Here is a 15,793-nt window from a genome sequence, read left to right on the forward strand (position 1 = left end):
AATTTCGGAGTTGAATATGGCGAATATTGCTATTAAGGATAATCGTCTTTTAGAAATCCAAGATATTTGTCAAAGTTTTTCTCTTAAGAAAATATCTGGTAATTTACTCGTATTAGATAAAGTTAATTTTAATGTTTCTTCAGGTGAGATTGTTGGATTATTAGGACGATCTGGTTCTGGAAAATCAACTTTGTTACGTATTATTGCAGGATTAGTTTCTCCATCTTCAGGTCAGGTCCTTTTTAAAGGGAAAAAAATTAAAGATCCTCCGAAAGATATTAGTGTAGTATTTCAAACCTTTGCATTGTTTCCATGGCTGACTGTACTGGAAAATGTTGAATTAGGTTTAAAAGCAAAAGGGATAGATAAGGAAGAACGCCGTAAAAGAGCATTATCAGCGATAGATCTCATTGGATTGGATGGTTTCGAATCAGCTCATACAACAGAAATTTCAGGCGGTATGCTACAGCGTGTTGGTTTTGCACGTGCTTTTGTTGTATTTCCTAGTTTGCTACTAATGGATGAGCCATTTTCTGCCTTAGATGTTTTGACCGCTGAAAATTTGCGTACTGATCTTATAGACCTCTGGATTGAAGGTCGACTTCCTATTGAATCTATGTTGATGGTAACGCATAACATAGAAGAAGCTGTGTTAATGTGTGATCGTGTATTAGTTTTCTCGTCTAATCCTGGTCGCATAGCAGAAGAAGTTTTGATTTCTATTCCGCATCCGCGTAATCGTCTTTCTCCTGAGTTCCGGCAAATTGTTGAGAAAATATATGCTCTCATGACTAAAAAGGAAGAGAAACGTCTGAATCCTTTGGAAAATGCTCCAGGTTCAGGTATAGGAATTTTTTTGAGACATGTTTCAACCAATTTATTATCGGGGCTTATTGAAGCTGTTATGGCTCCTCCATATAATGGTAAAGCTGATCTGCCAGATTTGGCTAACAGTTTGCAGCTTGAAGCAGATAGGCTTTTTCATATTGGAGAATCTCTTCAATTATTACAGTTAGTGAATCTGAGTGGAGGGGATATTACACTTACAGAATCAGGGATAAGATTCGCAAATCTTGATACGGATTCTCGTAAAAAACTTTTTGCAAAACAGCTTTTGCAACATGTTCCTTTGGTCAATCTTATCCGACGTGTTCTTGATGAGCGTAGATTGCATAGTGCGCCTGCTGCACGGTTTCGGAATGAGCTTGAAGATTATATGTCTGAAGAATATGCACAAGAAACCATTGATACTGTTGTGTCTTGGGGGAGATATGCAGAACTTTTTTCCTATGATGAACAGAGTGAGCTTTTTAGTTTTGATAATCCACAATAAAAATTTTAGTAGTATGTAAATTTTATCAGTAATTTCTTTTAAAAGCATAGGCAATTTTCTATGTGATTCGATTAGTCGGTAAAGAGTACGTTGTCTCGATAAATAATGGGCAGTTGTTAGCATCATATTATAGTGTGACTCATCATTAGCAAAACGGAGAGTATGTCTTTATAAGTTTTCGATTTCTTTCCATAATTGTTTGAGTGATATACGATAATTAGGATAGAGCAATTGAAATCCAAGTGACTTGATTTTTGCATTTGATATTCTTTTATTATCTGCATAAAAAAATCTTGTGAAAGGTGATATATTAGCTGTATCAAAACATTGTTCTAATGGAGGGGTTATTTTCATGAGAGAGGCGGCTTCCATTATTACATTTTGTGGAGGAGCGGGTTCGTCATCACTGAGATTAAAAATTCCTCCAAGATGATGTGTCATCAGAAAGATTACACATCGTGCCACGTCTTCTACGCGAATTCTATTAAATACTTGATTTTTTTTTACTAATCTTAGTGAATTCTTTTGCCTTATTTTTATAAAAGGGTTGCGTTTAGGTCCGTAAATTCCAGATAATCGCAATACAGCTAGTTTAATATTAAGTTTTTTCGTTATTGCAAGCCACTCTTTTTCTGCATTAAATCGTTGAGTAGCAACACAAGAAATTGGATGTACGAAAGAATGTTCATCAACCCATTGACCTTCACGATTTCCATAGATACTAGTACTAGAAAGATATCCAATCCACTTGACGTGAGGCATGAATTTGTAAAAATCTTTACTCATGGATATGATGCATGGATCTCCTTCAGAGCTTGGTTTAATGCACTGTACGATGTGCGTAGTAAAATATAGCTTTTCCCGTAGTAGATTGTTTATTTTTTGATCAGCAAACAAAAAAGGTGATATTCCTTTGTGCTTTAATGTTAGTAAGTTAGATACAGATCGTGTAGTTCCGCATGTGTATACCCCTACTTTTAACGCTGCATCTGCGATAAATTTTCCAGTATAACCGGCGCCGAATATCATCAGATGCATCTGTAAATCCTCAAATATAAGTTTTAATAAGCAATATGAAAAATTCTATTTCTTATATGTCCAATAATGCATCATGCTTAGAAGTCAAGATTAGTATAATGAGATACAGGTAACAGTCCTCTTATGCGTTCTGATAGCAGGGGACGAAACGAGGGACGGGATTTCATGCGCTGGTACCATTCTTTGACAATAGGGGCGGTATCCCAGTCTATTTCTCCTAGATAATCAAGTATTGAAATAGTTGCAGAAGCTGCAAAATCAGCGTAACTCATGTGATGACCAGCAATCCATGAACGTGATTTGATTAGCCATGTAATATATTTTATATGTTCCCGCATATTATTACGTGCTATACGCAGTACTTTAGAATCAGGAGATCCTCCACCTTGTTCAGTAGTCATGTGCAATTTATAAACACGTTCATGAGCCAAAGGTCTTGTGACATCTTGTTCCATTTGATACATGAACCATTCTATCATCCTGCGAGTTTCCGCTCGTTGTAATGGATCAGTAGAAAGAAGGCGATTCTTTTGAGCGATAGCACCATATGTTTCATCAAGATATTCAGAAATAACGAAAACTCCACATAACGCTTGCATATGTTCATCTATATACACAGGAAGTGTACCAGATGGGTTGAGTTCTAAAAATTCACGGCGTTTCCCCCAAGGAAATTCTTCTATCATATCAGTTGTAAACTCATATTCACTAAGAATTAACCGTATGAAGCGTGAACTAGATGAGAGGGGATAATGATAAAGTATAGACATTGTACCTTAAGGATTCACTGGAGGGGGATATCAATTAAGATGGAGTTGAATCTCGCTACTTTATTGTATTATGTAGAGACGATGGATGCAAGATACAGGTAAATAATCAAGTAAAAAATATTATGAGATATGATGTTGAGATATTCTATAATTATCGCGCTTATTTTAGGAGTAGTAGAAGGGGTCACAGAGTTTATTCCTGTTTCTTCAACGGCTCACTTATTGCTCGTCAGTCGTTTGTTAGGCGCCGATTTAGGTTCTAGTTTTATTGTTTTAGTTCAATTAGGGGCTGTTTCTGCATTATTGTATGTGTATTTTGGTAGAATTTTGTCTATATTCGTTTCTTTTCCCTTTAGCGCTGCTGCACGTCATTTCACAATAACTCTATTCCTTGGATTTTTCCCCACGGTAGTTTGTGGTTTTTTTGCGTATAACTTTATTAAATCGATACTATTTAAAGAAATGATAATTATACACATCACTCTGATTATCGGGGGGTTTATATTATTACTAGTTGATCGTTTGAAATTTGAATCAAAGTATTTCCATATTGAAAATTATCCTATACCTTTAGCGATAAAAATAGGTCTTTTTCAATGTATTGCTATGATCCCTGGTACATCTCGTTCAGGAGCTACTATTACTGGTGCGCTTATTTTAGGGGCTGATAAACGTTCTGCTGCAGAATTTTCTTTCTTTATAGCAATTCCAACAATTATTGGTGCATGCGTGCTAGATTTTTATAAGAACTACAATGTCATAGTCAATAATATAGGAAAAGAAATTATTATTGGTTTTATGGCTTCTTTTATAACAAGTTTGCTTGTTATACGATCTTTATTCCAAGTTATAGCAAAAAGGGGATATACTCCATTTGCTTTATGGAGAATACTTATAGGTTTTGTAGGCTTGTTTTTAGAGATATTTCCTTAATACTCATATCAATGACCTGATCACCTCAATATGAGGTGTTACGCTGCTTTCTAGAATATAATCTTGTATTAAAGATCGTTACTTGATTTTTTTAAAATAGGCGATGAAGTTTAACTACAATCTAAATATGTTTTTGATCTACAAGAAATTGAATAATTATTGTGATTTGTTAAATATTGAAAATATAATTGAAATCTTTTTTCAAAGAATAGCTCGATCACTTTTTCTGTGAATATCAAGCTCTTTCTTTTTTATTATGATTACTCCTAGCTTTAGCTATCTTTTTCCAAGGGTCTCTTTGAGAAAGAATGGATTTGATATATTTTATGTTCCTTGTAGCTTCTTCAGGAGATAGTTCTTGTGATGCTATGGAATAAGCTTCTTTCATACGTCCCTGTAAGCCAACCACTAGAGCTAAGTTTTGTCGTATACGGCTATCAGCTCCTATCATTTGGGAAGCAAAGCGTAATTTTTCTTCTGCTGTTTTTAGATCTCCCATGAGGAGGTAGGACATAGCAATATTAGAAACAATAGAAGATTCATTGGGAGACAACTCTAAGGCTCTTTCATATTCGATGAGTGCTTCCGAATGTTTTCCCATTTGTGCTAGGACAGATCCTTTAGCAGATATTAGTTGCCAATCAGGTATATCTGGTCTTTGTGCGCGGTTAATAGCATCCAGTCCTTCATCTAGGTATCCTGCATTTGCTAAAGATTTTCCATACGCTGCAAGTACTTCCTGATCTTCTGGGTAGAGTATAGCAACTTGTCGCATGACAGCAAGTGCTTGAGCAGTACGTCCTACTCTCCTTAGTACATCTGCATATACAATACCTATCATCTTGTTTTTAGTGTGAGATTGGTACTGTAATCCTATTGTACTTGTGACTTCCAATAACTGTTCATGATTCATATTTTCAAGAGATTCAGGATCAGGGATGGATATGCGAGGATTTAAGTGGCAACTAGAAAATAGCAACAATGGAATTAAAAAAACTATGCACTTAATCTTTTTTAAAAATAAAATCACAGGGCAAAATAAAATAATCACTATTTTACTCCTCATTATCAAGCTTTTCTCAAACTTTTCTCAAACACATATCAATCAGAATAATCAGCATACCACACGTAACGACATGTTTTAACAGGAAACGTTTAATATAACATTCAAAAAAACAACTTTTGGTTTTAATGTCAGGGTCAGTTTAACACGCAATGATTAATATCCACTCCCCCTAATATAAATTGTAATTATCTTATCTTCAATATCAATTTATAATCGACATGTGTAGTTCTTATTTCAATATAAAAACTAATATTTAAGTTCTTGACGTGACCAACATCTATCAGGAAATTTTTATTTTTATACAGCAGTTATTTTATTTATACCAATGAGGGAAAGAGGCTTTTACTCTGACTCCATGAACTGTTAGTGCCATACCTTTTTTTATAGCATGATCGACTTTATCTATTCGTGCTATCGCTAGAGCTTTTTTCCCTACAACGACTCCCAACGTTCCAATTTCTATATCATCAGTAAGGATAGGAGATCCACTAGGAGGAAGATCATCCGTCCCTGTGATGATCATCGGGCGTTTGCGGATTATATTACGGTGTTGTATTCTTGATACAACTTCTTGTCCAATGTAACAACCTTTCGTCAAGGAAATCCCATTGAGGAGATCCATCAAGGCATCATGAGGGAATATTGTAGAAGGTAAAAAGTCGGTGTTAGGATCAACTATTCCATGATTAATTCTAAGTTCATGATATGTTTTTATATCAGATGCGATTTTTTCATTATGTCCCCATGTTCTATGCAGTAATACATCGGCTATTGAAAATCTTTCATCAATAAAAGAAGAATTACTAAAGGTATGTTCTTGATTCCAAGATAGTACGACTCCATTTATAGGTTGAATTTCTATAATAACATTTGAGCGCAATTTATAAAAAAGAAGTTTATCTATCAAAGAATCACGCTTGCTCCTATCTATTTCTAGTATGAAAGTATCTTCTTCAATTTTGCTTATTAGAAAATAAAGTAAAATTTTTCCTTGGGGAGTAAGAATTGCACTACCACGTGCGATTTTATAAGGTAGTGTCAATACATCGGCAGTGATAATAGCTTGTAAAAAAGGGATGGCGGATTTACCGCATACTTTGATAAAGGATTGATTAGATAGGTAAACAGATGACATTTATTTTCTCAAACAAGATCCCATTAACTATTATGAGCATTTTTTAAATCTTCGATCACTATAACCTAGATTTCTTGCAACTGCGCTATTCTAGTAAATATGATCTAATTGACTTGCTTAGATACTTCTTCCAAAAAAATTCCTAACAAGCCTTAATAGTTTCGCGTGAGCATTCTTGCTTGAGAATAATCATTGCCTCATTTACTGAATAACTCGCTCAGGTGAAAACTCTCCTGCTAACATACGAGACATGAGTGATTTGAGTAATGACTCCATTTTTTCTTCTCCATGGATTCGCACTGTTTCTCGAATTGCTTGGGTAATAGCAGCATTAGCAATAATTTCTGGTTCTATACCCTCTGCCATACCCTCTGCCCAAGCTTCATTTTGATATTCAATTGCAACTTGCATTTTTTCATGGAGGAGTAGGGCGTCAAACTCTTGAGTTTTCTTTTCTACGCTTCGTATACTTTCCATAGTTCTTACTCCTAGCTAATAAACTACCGTTGATTCCTTTACGATTTTATAACACATCCATTCAAGGATAGTGACATTATCAAAGCTAAACCTTTAATGCAGCAGAGAATACTTCTTTTATGCACAAGATATTGTATAATCATTAAATAGTATAGCTTTTTGAGAGTAAATAGGGAAATAAAAACATAGGTTAAATACTTGTCTTTTGAGCTCTTCTGAAAGTTTATCACGAGGCAAGTGCAAGTCCAAGTGCAATGTTTGGACTTTTAGTAGTATATAAACAATAATAAATAACGAGATCGCCACACGGTCATATCGTCTGTCCTTTAAAAAATACATATTGTTTATTAATTATTTGTATAAAGGGTTCTTGGTGATTCTTTTCAAAATAGTCATGTCCTAGCTTAAGCATATTCCAGAATGAATAATTTGGATTGTTTTGATAAAGTTGCATATTTTTTGATGTCATTCGGAAGGGAAATGCTTGTATTTGTATGTGCGATTGCATGTTTCCTCTGAGTGAATCCCGTACAATAGCATATATTTCTTGCATTTGTTTATTGTTCATTGCATAACAACCTGCAGAAGCACATTCTCCATGAATCATGAGATCGGCGCCTGTTCGATTATGTGCTTTATCAAATTCATTAGGGAATCCAATGTTGATTGATAAGAAGTATTTTGAATTAGGGTTCAGATTATTCCATCCAATATAATAAAATCCTTCAGGAGCTTGTTCATCTCCTGTTTCTATTTTAGGTCCGAAGGTTCCTGACCATGCGCATATTTTATATTCTTTCAACAGCACATATTCTGCATCCACGTTACGTTTCCATATTTCAAGAATGTTTTCATTTTTAAAGATTCGTATGACAGTAGGATGAAAAGGAGAGGTTCTTTTCTTTTGCATAGAGATAATTAAATTCTCTGATAAAGGATGCTCCGCTTTGTCAATCAATGATCGTGAATGATGACATCCATTGAGGAATATAAATAATGCAAATAATAAAATATTATACCGATTGGTCACTTTGAAATTTTTTAAAAAGCACACGTTATAACTAATAAAAATTTATAAATTTCGTCCGATGTTTAAATATTTTTGACGTCGATGTTCACGTATTTCTGTTTCGGAATACGTTGATGTTTCTGATAAAAATTGGCTTATTATTTCACCGACGGAAGAAATTGTTTGTGCGGGATTTCTATGGGCTCCTCCGATGGGTTCTGGAATTATTCCATCAATTATAGATAAATCTTGTAAATCAGTTGCTATTATTTTCATAGCTATAGCTGCCTGTGCTGCACGAGAAGAATCTCTCCAAAGGATTGATGCGGCACCTTCTGGAGAAATAACGCTGTAAATAGCATGTTCTAACATGTAAACAAAATTAGCAGCGGCAATTCCCATGGCTCCACCAGATCCACCTTCTCCAATAATGATGGAAAGGATTGGTACTTGCAATTTAAGGCACATCTCAGTAGCACGAGCAATGGCTTCTCCTTGACCACGTGCTTCTGCATCTACTCCAGGATATGCTCCTGCAGTATCTATGAATGATATAACTGGTATTTTAAATCGGTCAGCCATTTCCATAAGACGGACCGCTTTACGATATCCTTCTGGGCGTGGACTACCAAAGTTATGTTTGATTCGCGATTTAGTATCAGATCCTTTTTCTTGTCCGATAATAGCGACAGGCTGGCCATGAAACCTAGCAAGACCAATTTGCATTGCTGGGTCGTCTCCAAATAAGCGATCTCCTGCTAGAGATATAAAGTGAGTAAAAAGAGAATTGATATAATCAATATAATGGGGTCTATTGGGATGTCTGGACACCTGAGTTTTCTGCCAAGGAGTCAGTTTTGAATAAATTTCAGAAAGAGTCTTGCAAACCATTGCCTCTAGTTCGCGAATTTCCTCAGAGAAATCCTCATTGATATCCTCACGAGATAGTTTTTTGAGTTCATGGATTTTTGCTTCTAGATCAGATATTGGTTCTTCGAAATCAAGATAATGACGCATAGAAATAATTTAAAGCCTCTTATTGTAAAACGATTTGATTGATGTTCAATTGTAATGTTTCTTTTCCTTCTTAGCAAGAGGATGGTAATCTTGAACTAGTTTTTGCAGCTTATCTGGTAACAGGTGAGTGTATATTTGTGTTGTTGATATGTCTGTATGACCTAAAAGTATTTGTATGGTGCGTAGATCAGCTCCGCCTTCTAGAAGATGACTTGCGAATGCATGGCGTATTATATGGGGAGAAATATTCTTTTTTTGTATACCAGCACGCGCAGCTAATGCTTTTAAGTCTCTTGCAAACACTTGGCGTGATAGATGTCCTGTCTTTGTGGACGATGGAAACAACCACAAGTCATTTCCTGTCATTTTCATAGAAGAACAAGTTTTTTTGTACATCTGTAGGGCATGTAAGGCGGAAGGAGAAAGAATCACAAGACGTTCTTTATTACCTTTTCCCTGAATGATCATTGTACGTTCTGTCAAATTTAGAGTATGAGCGGAGAGCGTAACTAATTCACTTACACGCATACCAGTCGCATACAATAGCTCTATCAAGAGAAATATACGGACCCGTTTCCACTGACCGGGAGCAGGATTTTCTGCTTCTATTTTAGCTTGTTCTAGAAGATTTGCTATGGTGTCTTTGTGTAACGTCTTAGGAAGTATATGATTTTTTTTGGGCAGTTCCAGAGTGTCGGAAGGATTGTCTTTACGCAATCCTTCATAACAAAGAAAATTATAGAATTGTCGTATTACAGATATTTTTCTTCTTTGAGAGCTGGTTACTAATTTTCTTTGGGACAAATGGTTTAGATAGGAAATAAGATGATTTGTAGAGGCTGCTGATAGGGATATTTCTTTATTATTGAGGAAGTTCTGCATCTCTTTCAAATCTCTTTTATAAGCAGAGAGTGTATTAATACTAGATGCTCGCTCAGAGCTCATCATTTCCAAGAAGATGCCGATGATATCTTGGTGTTTTACTTTTATCTTTTTTACTATTGCCAAGACGTTTACAAATCACTTTTAATTAATCTATCTGCTTTTTTCATATATTTGACTATTCCACGCAATTGCAGATTTGATAGTAGAATTCGGATGACTTTGTCAATTGTGTAAGAAGGTTATTTCTTTATAGAGAATATGTTTTTTGATATCTAAAAAGATGAATTTTAAATATTTTTGAGGGATAGATTAGATGAAAGTAGGTGCGATAATCGATACATCTGTTTTTTAAATAAAATAAATTGATAAGAAAAAATAATTTTTGTCTTTGTGGGGATATCATCTTTGAAGAGTTTTTCCTTGTATTGTTTGAGAATGATAGCTAGGATAGGATCGTAGTGTAGTGATCCTTGGATGTCATGTGCGTTTTTTTTTGGGGGGTTTACTGTTTATAAGAAAGACTTTTTGGATAATATCGCCTATCATATTAAGGAAAAATATCCTTTCGTACTAGGGATTGAGAAGAGTGACTCTTAGATAGTCGTGCAAAGAAAACAGCAAGGTAAGAGATTTAATGGTTTTTAAGGGTATGTTTTTCGTCAGGAGAAAAAGCTTCTATGGACAGTGCATGTAGTTCTTCTTTTATTTCTTTATGTAGTAAATCATAGATTTTTCTATGTCTAAAGGTTTTGCTTATTCCTGTGAATGTTGGGGATACAATCTTTATGCGGATGTGTGTTTCTCCGAGTCCATTAAATTGAGGTTGGTGTCCGACGTGAAGATGGCTTTCGTTTATGACTTGTAAATCATCTGGAGATAATGCGATGCGGATTTTTTCTGTTATTCTATTAATAAGTGATGTGTGACAAATTTGCATTTTGTTTCCCATTCGTCTTATATGGTAGGTGCGATAGCTGTAATAATTATTATAGTTTGTTTTTTTTTGTTTTGTATAGTCAGTTACAGTAGCCGTTATGAAACTTGATTCAAAGTATTTCGATCGTATTCGAACTCGTAAAAAAAGAAAAAAGAACGCTCCGAGCCCCAAGTCTTCTATTTGTCAATGGGATAATTGCCAGTGTATAGGGGAATATCGTGCTCCAGTAGGGAGTGGCGCCGAAGAGCAATTCTTTCTTTTTTGTCTTGATCATGTCAAAAAATATAATAAGGGATATAATTATTTTTTAGGCCTTTCTGACGATGAAGTTGGACGTTATCAAAAAGAAGGGGTGACTGGGGAACGTTTTACTTGGACGGCTCATTTATATGCAGAACGTTACCCTTCAAATAGTTCTTTTTTTCAAGATCATAGAAGTTCTTATGGTCATTTCGCCGATAGACCAGATCACCGGGTCGGTTCTATGCAGTTTAATGCATTTGAAATACTAGGATTATTGTCGGATTCTTCTCCTGAAGAGATACGAGGAAGATATAAAGATTTAGTAAAAAAACATCATCCTGATGCAAATGGCGGAGATCGGGGGTCGGAAGAACGTTTCCAAGCTGTTATCCAAGCATACAAGATATTAAAGAAGTCTGGATTTTGTTAATCCGATAGACCATCCTATGAGTAGTCACAGAAGATAAATAGAAGATAAGCGGAAGCAATTGTCCATATGATCTTCGATAATGCGAGTGTCCATATGATCTTCGATAATGCGAGAAATCCTATGGCATACTGATTTCGCGAGACTAAAAAATTTTCAATGGATGAGAGAAAGGACTTGACAAAAAAATATGCCTGTAAAATTCAAAATTCTTCAAGAAGATTTTTCAGACATTTTTTTGAGTATCTGACTACGTAAAGTACGCATACGGGCAGAGAGATTTTCTTTTTTAGAATTTGAGAGAAAACGATCTAATCCACCCTGGCGTTCGACAGAACGCAAAGCGCATTTCGAAATACGTAACTGATACTTCTGTTCCATAATATCTGAAATTAGTGTAATCCTGCAAAGATTTGGAAGAAACCGGCGCCTAGTTTTATTATTTGCATGACTAACTTTATTGCCTGACATGACGGTTTTTTTAGTTAATTCACAGACTCGCGACACAATTTTGCTCCTTTTCTTTGGACAGGGAAGAAACAGTCTTTATATTTAGCGGTTTATAAAACTACTTTTTACACGCCAAGTACAGCAACCACACCACCAGACGTAATCTCAAGATTGACTTATACAATTCCACATTTCATACATCTATAATTTAAAAAATGCTAGTCCTATTTCATGATATCCTAACTCTGACATGTTTAATACCTTCTCAATAACGAAAATACAATAAAAAACTATTGATTGTGCATTGGAGAAGTAATTTTTCCTTAAAGAGGAATCATCAGGATAGTTTTCTATTTTTCATGATGGGATTGGATAGTGGTATCATAAACCATAAAGAGAATAGATTGATATTTTTCAGGTGAGAAAATTTTTATTTAGATTGATTTTTACGAATGCGTAGTTCAGTAAAAACAGCAAGATTGCTTGCATTTTCCATATTCAGATTTTTGCGCAAGGAGGTGTTTTCTATTCGTAAGAAAGGATTTACTTTTTTTTCAAGAGATATCGTACTGGGATTGGTATAAAGATTTTGAGAACGCATAGATTTTACTTTAGAACAATATTTTTGTAGTTCTAGATTATGAGGATCGCAAGACAAGGCGAAATAAGCGTTGTTTTCTGTGTATTCATGTCCAAAATAAATATGAGTTTTATCAGAAAAAGATTTTATCTTTTCTAATGATTCAAACATTTCAGCATAACTATCTTCAAATATTCTGCCACATCCTAACGAAAACAAGGTATCTCCGACGCAAAGAAAATGATCATTCATAAAATGATAACAAATATGGCCGATGGTATGTCCTGGAGTTGCAATTATTTTTATTGGATGTGATCCAAAGTCAAAAGTATCTCCATCAGAAAGTCCATGATCTATCCCTGGAATTTTGGAAGATTCTTCGAGAGGTCCGAATATTGTGCAATTAAAAAATTTTTTGAGATTTAAATTGGCGCGTGTATGATCTATATGGTGATGTGTGTTGAAGATATGTGTTAGAAACCATCCTTTTTCCCGGAGCATTTTTGAGATGATATATGTATCAGGAGCATCAATAGCTGCTGTTAATCGGTACTTGTGATTATGAATGAGGATACAAAAGTTATCATGATAAAGGGATATAGCGATATTGAGTGATGTCATATTTTTTCCTTTTGAAATATTTCTTGTATAACGATTTATTACTGATATAAAAACAATTATTGATATGGTGATCTATCAAAAAGAGTATTGTAAATGCGAGTGGATATTGTTGAACTACGACAGTTTTATAGTTCGTTTCTTGGCAAATGTACCACAGATGCTATATCCAAGGTCTTGTCAACTACATGGGATGATGTAACAGGATGTCGTCTGTTGGGACTAGGGTATGCCATTCCTTTCTTTTCCTGTTTTCATGGGAAAGTAGAACGTACTTTAGCATTTATGCCGGCAGGACAGGGAGCAACTAATTGGCCAGATCAGTATTTTTCTTCGACCGCTTTGGTATCTGAAGGGAATTTGCCCCTTGCAGATTCTTCGGTTGATTGTGTTTTAATGGTTCACTATTTAGAATTTGCAGAAGATCCTTTTTTAATGTTGCATGAAATATGGAGAGTGCTCACATCAGGTGGTCGTATGATCGTTGTCGTCCCCAATAAACGTGGTATGTGGGCGCGTATGGAACATACCCCATTTGGTTCAGGACAGCCTTACTCTTGGTATCAGATGATATCTTTATTACGAGAAGCTAATTTTACTTTATCAATAACTTCGAGATCTCTTTTTTTTCCGCCTACGCATAAGAAATGTATACTGAAATTGTGGTCCGTTTTTGAAAAAATTGGTAATATTTTTGGACCAGGGTTTGCTGGTATTTATGTGATAGAAGCAAGAAAAATTTTATATCAAGGGCTTCCGATAACAGAATCCAAAAAAAAGCATATTTCTTCTCCAATTCTAGTGCCACATACTGTCTCAACATAAGTCAGTAAATTAAGTTCTACTACCTTCAAGGGAATATTTTTCTCATAACAAATATTTACTTTTAGAAGTATTTAATGAAAAGGACTATGCATTTCCTTTCATCTTCTCATTTTTATTACTCACTTAATTACGTTTTCAATTAATAGCAGTGTATTGAAACTATTAAAACTTTCTTTTTTTATTGAAGGTTGAATACAAATTGCTGAGACAATCGTTTAAGGGACGAAATTCAGATGTATGGTTTTAATTTTTGTGGTTTTCTCCCCAAAAGAGCAGGGGATTTATCTATGTTGGCTGTAGAAAATGACTTTGAATGGAATTTAATGCTTTTTTGAAAAATCTAAGAATATTTTTTCTGTATAATATGGTAATATTTTTTTTACATTAAGAAATCACGAATTATTCTGTATTTGTCGTAAGTGTTGTAAAGCTTTTTTTGTAGATGCTGGAATATATAATTGAGGATTGTCACGAATAGTCTCAAGCAAAAGATTATTGCTCGCGTGTTCCATTTTTTCTTGCAGTTCTGCAAAAAAAATTTTTCTTGGTATGCCAGCAGGTATTGGTTTCAAAACTCGCACTTTAAAATTTCCTGGATAACGCATAAATTTCTTACGTGGCCAAAACAACCCAGCATGTACGACAATCGGGATAACTGGAACTGAAAGAGATTCATATATATGTGCAATACCTTTTTTGTAGATAGGCATATCACCGGGAGAACGACGTGTTCCTTCAGGATAAATGATCAGTTGACGATTGTCCATAACTGCTTTTTTAGCGCGATTGATAATACTTTTCATATCAAGATTTTTAGAATTGCGCTTAACGCCAATCATGCCTTGCTTGAAACAGTAAAATCCTATGATTGGTATGTAAAAAACAGTGTGTTTTAATATAAAGATAGGGTCTTGGATACAGGTTAAAAAGTAAAATGTATCCCAAGATGATTGGTGTTTAATTGCTATGATACATCCTGTACTCGGAATATTATCTACTCCTTCTATTTGAACAGTTGTTTTTGTAATATATTTCAACAATAGTTGGTTTACATGTGCCCATTTTTTGGCAATGTACAGGCATTGTTTTCGCGTGATAAAGCAACATAGCAACAGGACAATCATCGATACTATAAAGATATGGATGAAAAAAAATATATTGAAAATTAAAGATCGAATAAAAATCATGATCATATAACCTATTTTACAGTTATTTCTTCAATTAATGTTATAAAAAATTGTGATGCAGTTTGTGTGGATAGGGATAATTGTATGGATAATAGCAGTATCTTTAGATATTCGATAAGCAATACCCTTAATATTTTTATCTTGAAGATTGAACTATTCTCTTCCAAATCATGACTGATTATAGGATACGGGATAAACTGTACGGTGCTATTTATTCTTTGTAATTCAAGGAATGTTCTGGGCATGTGATAGTCATGAGTAACAATGAGAACATGATGAAAATTATTTTTTTCAGCCCAAGCGGATGCCTCTTGAGCATTACCTTCTGTATTAAGAGCTTTATATCCTATGTCGATGCAACATTCCGCTAAATCTTGTCGTATAGGGATTTTTTGAAGTAGAATGTCTTTGCTAACAGAATGGTGGACTCCTGATATAAAAATTTTTTCTCCTATTTGATTTTCAAGCAATTCAAATGCCCTTTCTATCCGAATCGGTTCTCCTGTTAGCACAACGATAGCGCTGACAGAAGGATGATCAGGTATGTGCATTTGTTTAACATATCGTATAAATGAGATGAACCCCATGATAAAAAAAATTAAACATACGAAAAGGCCATACCAAAAATAGCGCAAACTTTCCCCTTACCCGTTTTTCATATAATAGCATGCAATTATTCTATTACCTGCAATAGATCATCATCTTATTTTTTTAAATTCTTTATACTATAAGGTCTAGATGGTTTTCCCAATGTATAAAAAATTTTGAATACTATCCACATCATTTATAGGTTTTTCATTTGCAGATTATATTTGGAAAGTATTTCGCTATAACTCTATATAAAAACAGATAAAATGGATGAT

At 34.6% G+C, this 15,793-nt stretch carries 17 protein-coding genes; 4 read left to right on the forward strand and 13 right to left on the reverse strand.

Annotation, left to right across the window (positions count from 1 at the left end):
• The first annotated feature begins 16 nt into the window (after window positions 1-16).
• On the forward strand, window positions 17-1,333 hold the full coding sequence (locus tag CD16_RS03065; RefSeq protein WP_015452563.1) for an ABC transporter ATP-binding protein: 1,317 nt from the start codon (window positions 17-19) through the stop codon (window positions 1,331-1,333).
• Window positions 1,334-1,501: 168 nt separating this feature from the next.
• Here the strand turns inward: CD16_RS03065 and CD16_RS03070 are convergent, their stop codons facing one another.
• Both CD16_RS03070 and CD16_RS03075 read right to left on the reverse strand, forming a co-directional pair.
• Window positions 1,502-2,371, reverse strand: coding sequence for an NAD-dependent epimerase/dehydratase family protein (locus CD16_RS03070; protein WP_015452564.1), 870 nt, complete (start codon window positions 2,369-2,371; stop codon window positions 1,502-1,504).
• A 77-nt stretch (window positions 2,372-2,448) separates the two neighbouring features.
• Window positions 2,449-3,141, reverse strand: a complete 693-nt coding sequence (locus CD16_RS03075) for a glutathione S-transferase family protein (protein ID WP_015452565.1) — start codon at window positions 3,139-3,141, stop codon at window positions 2,449-2,451.
• A gap of 132 nt (window positions 3,142-3,273) precedes the next feature.
• Here CD16_RS03075 and CD16_RS03080 point away from each other — a divergent pair, with 132 nt between their 5' ends.
• Window positions 3,274-4,074 (forward strand): undecaprenyl-diphosphate phosphatase, encoded by an 801-nt coding sequence (locus tag CD16_RS03080; RefSeq protein WP_015452566.1) that lies wholly within the window; start codon window positions 3,274-3,276, stop codon window positions 4,072-4,074.
• 235 nt (window positions 4,075-4,309) lie between these two features.
• On the opposite strand, the gene CD16_RS03085 is transcribed toward CD16_RS03080, so the two are convergent.
• The 7 genes from CD16_RS03085 to CD16_RS03115 all read right to left on the reverse strand — a co-directional run bounded on the left by CD16_RS03085 (window position 4,310) and on the right by CD16_RS03115 (window position 10,600).
• Window positions 4,310-5,125, reverse strand: coding sequence for a tetratricopeptide repeat protein (locus CD16_RS03085; RefSeq protein WP_015452567.1), 816 nt, complete (start codon window positions 5,123-5,125; stop codon window positions 4,310-4,312).
• Window positions 5,126-5,453: 328 nt separating this feature from the next.
• The gene (gene ygfZ / locus CD16_RS03090; protein WP_015452568.1) at window positions 5,454-6,275 is read right to left on the reverse strand and encodes a CAF17-like 4Fe-4S cluster assembly/insertion protein YgfZ; all 822 of its coding nucleotides are present in this window, start codon (window positions 6,273-6,275) and stop codon (window positions 5,454-5,456) included.
• 201 nt (window positions 6,276-6,476) lie between these two features.
• A complete protein-coding gene (locus tag CD16_RS03095; protein WP_015452569.1) occupies window positions 6,477-6,752 on the reverse strand; it encodes a hypothetical protein in 276 nt (91 codons plus the stop codon).
• A gap of 310 nt (window positions 6,753-7,062) precedes the next feature.
• Window positions 7,063-7,782, reverse strand: coding sequence for a L,D-transpeptidase family protein (locus tag CD16_RS03100; protein WP_015452570.1), 720 nt, complete (start codon window positions 7,780-7,782; stop codon window positions 7,063-7,065).
• Window positions 7,783-7,824: 42 nt separating this feature from the next.
• Window positions 7,825-8,778, reverse strand: coding sequence for an acetyl-CoA carboxylase carboxyltransferase subunit alpha (locus CD16_RS03105; RefSeq protein WP_015452571.1), 954 nt, complete (start codon window positions 8,776-8,778; stop codon window positions 7,825-7,827).
• 45 nt (window positions 8,779-8,823) lie between these two features.
• The gene (locus CD16_RS03110; protein ID WP_015452572.1) at window positions 8,824-9,726 is read right to left on the reverse strand and encodes a tyrosine recombinase; all 903 of its coding nucleotides are present in this window, start codon (window positions 9,724-9,726) and stop codon (window positions 8,824-8,826) included.
• Window positions 9,727-10,294: 568 nt separating this feature from the next.
• Window positions 10,295-10,600 carry a BolA family protein gene (locus CD16_RS03115; RefSeq protein ID WP_015452573.1) on the reverse strand — a complete coding sequence of 102 codons (306 nt, stop codon included), beginning with the start codon at window positions 10,598-10,600 and terminating at the stop codon, window positions 10,295-10,297.
• A gap of 97 nt (window positions 10,601-10,697) precedes the next feature.
• Between CD16_RS03115 and CD16_RS03120 the strand changes: the two genes are divergently transcribed.
• Entirely contained in the window at window positions 10,698-11,273 is a 576-nt protein-coding gene (locus tag CD16_RS03120; RefSeq protein WP_015452574.1) for a J domain-containing protein, read from the forward strand.
• Between the two features lie 210 nt (window positions 11,274-11,483).
• Here CD16_RS03120 and rpmB read toward each other — a convergent pair whose 3' ends face one another.
• Both rpmB and gloB read right to left on the reverse strand, forming a co-directional pair.
• Complete coding sequence (rpmB, locus tag CD16_RS03125; RefSeq protein WP_015452575.1) at window positions 11,484-11,777, reverse strand: 50S ribosomal protein L28; 294 nt, start codon at window positions 11,775-11,777, stop codon at window positions 11,484-11,486.
• A 373-nt stretch (window positions 11,778-12,150) separates the two neighbouring features.
• A complete protein-coding gene (gene gloB / locus CD16_RS03130; RefSeq protein ID WP_015452576.1) occupies window positions 12,151-12,921 on the reverse strand; it encodes a hydroxyacylglutathione hydrolase in 771 nt (256 codons plus the stop codon).
• A gap of 93 nt (window positions 12,922-13,014) precedes the next feature.
• Here gloB and CD16_RS03135 point away from each other — a divergent pair, with 93 nt between their 5' ends.
• Window positions 13,015-13,743: a class I SAM-dependent methyltransferase gene (locus tag CD16_RS03135; RefSeq protein ID WP_015452577.1), complete on the forward strand. Its 729-nt coding sequence runs from the start codon at window positions 13,015-13,017 to the stop codon at window positions 13,741-13,743.
• Window positions 13,744-14,135: 392 nt separating this feature from the next.
• Here CD16_RS03135 and CD16_RS03140 read toward each other — a convergent pair whose 3' ends face one another.
• Entirely contained in the window at window positions 14,136-14,780 is a 645-nt protein-coding gene (locus CD16_RS03140) for a lysophospholipid acyltransferase family protein (RefSeq protein ID WP_236301240.1), read from the reverse strand.
• Between the two features lie 161 nt (window positions 14,781-14,941).
• Window positions 14,942-15,481, reverse strand: a complete 540-nt coding sequence (locus CD16_RS03145) for a YdcF family protein (protein WP_236301241.1) — start codon at window positions 15,479-15,481, stop codon at window positions 14,942-14,944.
• Window positions 15,482-15,793 lie beyond the last annotated feature (312 nt).

This window comes from Candidatus Liberibacter asiaticus (genome assembly GCF_000590865.3).
GTDB lineage: Bacteria > Pseudomonadota > Alphaproteobacteria > Rhizobiales > Rhizobiaceae > Liberibacter > Liberibacter asiaticus.

Coding starts and splice junctions, on each gene's coding strand:
- CD16_RS03065 (WP_015452563.1), top strand. CDS start 17: ATGGCGAATATTGCTATTAAGGATAATCGTCTTTTAGAAATCCAAGAT.
- CD16_RS03070 (WP_015452564.1), bottom strand. CDS start 2,371: ATGCATCTGATGATATTCGGCGCCGGTTATACTGGAAAATTTATCGCA.
- CD16_RS03075 (WP_015452565.1), bottom strand. CDS start 3,141: ATGTCTATACTTTATCATTATCCCCTCTCATCTAGTTCACGCTTCATA.
- CD16_RS03080 (WP_015452566.1), top strand. CDS start 3,274: ATGTTGAGATATTCTATAATTATCGCGCTTATTTTAGGAGTAGTAGAA.
- ygfZ (WP_015452568.1), bottom strand. CDS start 6,275: ATGTCATCTGTTTACCTATCTAATCAATCCTTTATCAAAGTATGCGGT.
- CD16_RS03095 (WP_015452569.1), bottom strand. CDS start 6,752: ATGGAAAGTATACGAAGCGTAGAAAAGAAAACTCAAGAGTTTGACGCC.
- CD16_RS03105 (WP_015452571.1), bottom strand. CDS start 8,778: ATGCGTCATTATCTTGATTTCGAAGAACCAATATCTGATCTAGAAGCA.
- CD16_RS03110 (WP_015452572.1), bottom strand. CDS start 9,726: ATGATGAGCTCTGAGCGAGCATCTAGTATTAATACACTCTCTGCTTAT.
- CD16_RS03115 (WP_015452573.1), bottom strand. CDS start 10,600: ATGCAAATTTGTCACACATCACTTATTAATAGAATAACAGAAAAAATC.
- CD16_RS03120 (WP_015452574.1), top strand. CDS start 10,698: ATGAAACTTGATTCAAAGTATTTCGATCGTATTCGAACTCGTAAAAAA.
- gloB (WP_015452576.1), bottom strand. CDS start 12,921: ATGACATCACTCAATATCGCTATATCCCTTTATCATGATAACTTTTGT.
- CD16_RS03135 (WP_015452577.1), top strand. CDS start 13,015: ATGCGAGTGGATATTGTTGAACTACGACAGTTTTATAGTTCGTTTCTT.
- CD16_RS03145 (WP_236301241.1), bottom strand. CDS start 15,481: ATGCACATACCTGATCATCCTTCTGTCAGCGCTATCGTTGTGCTAACA.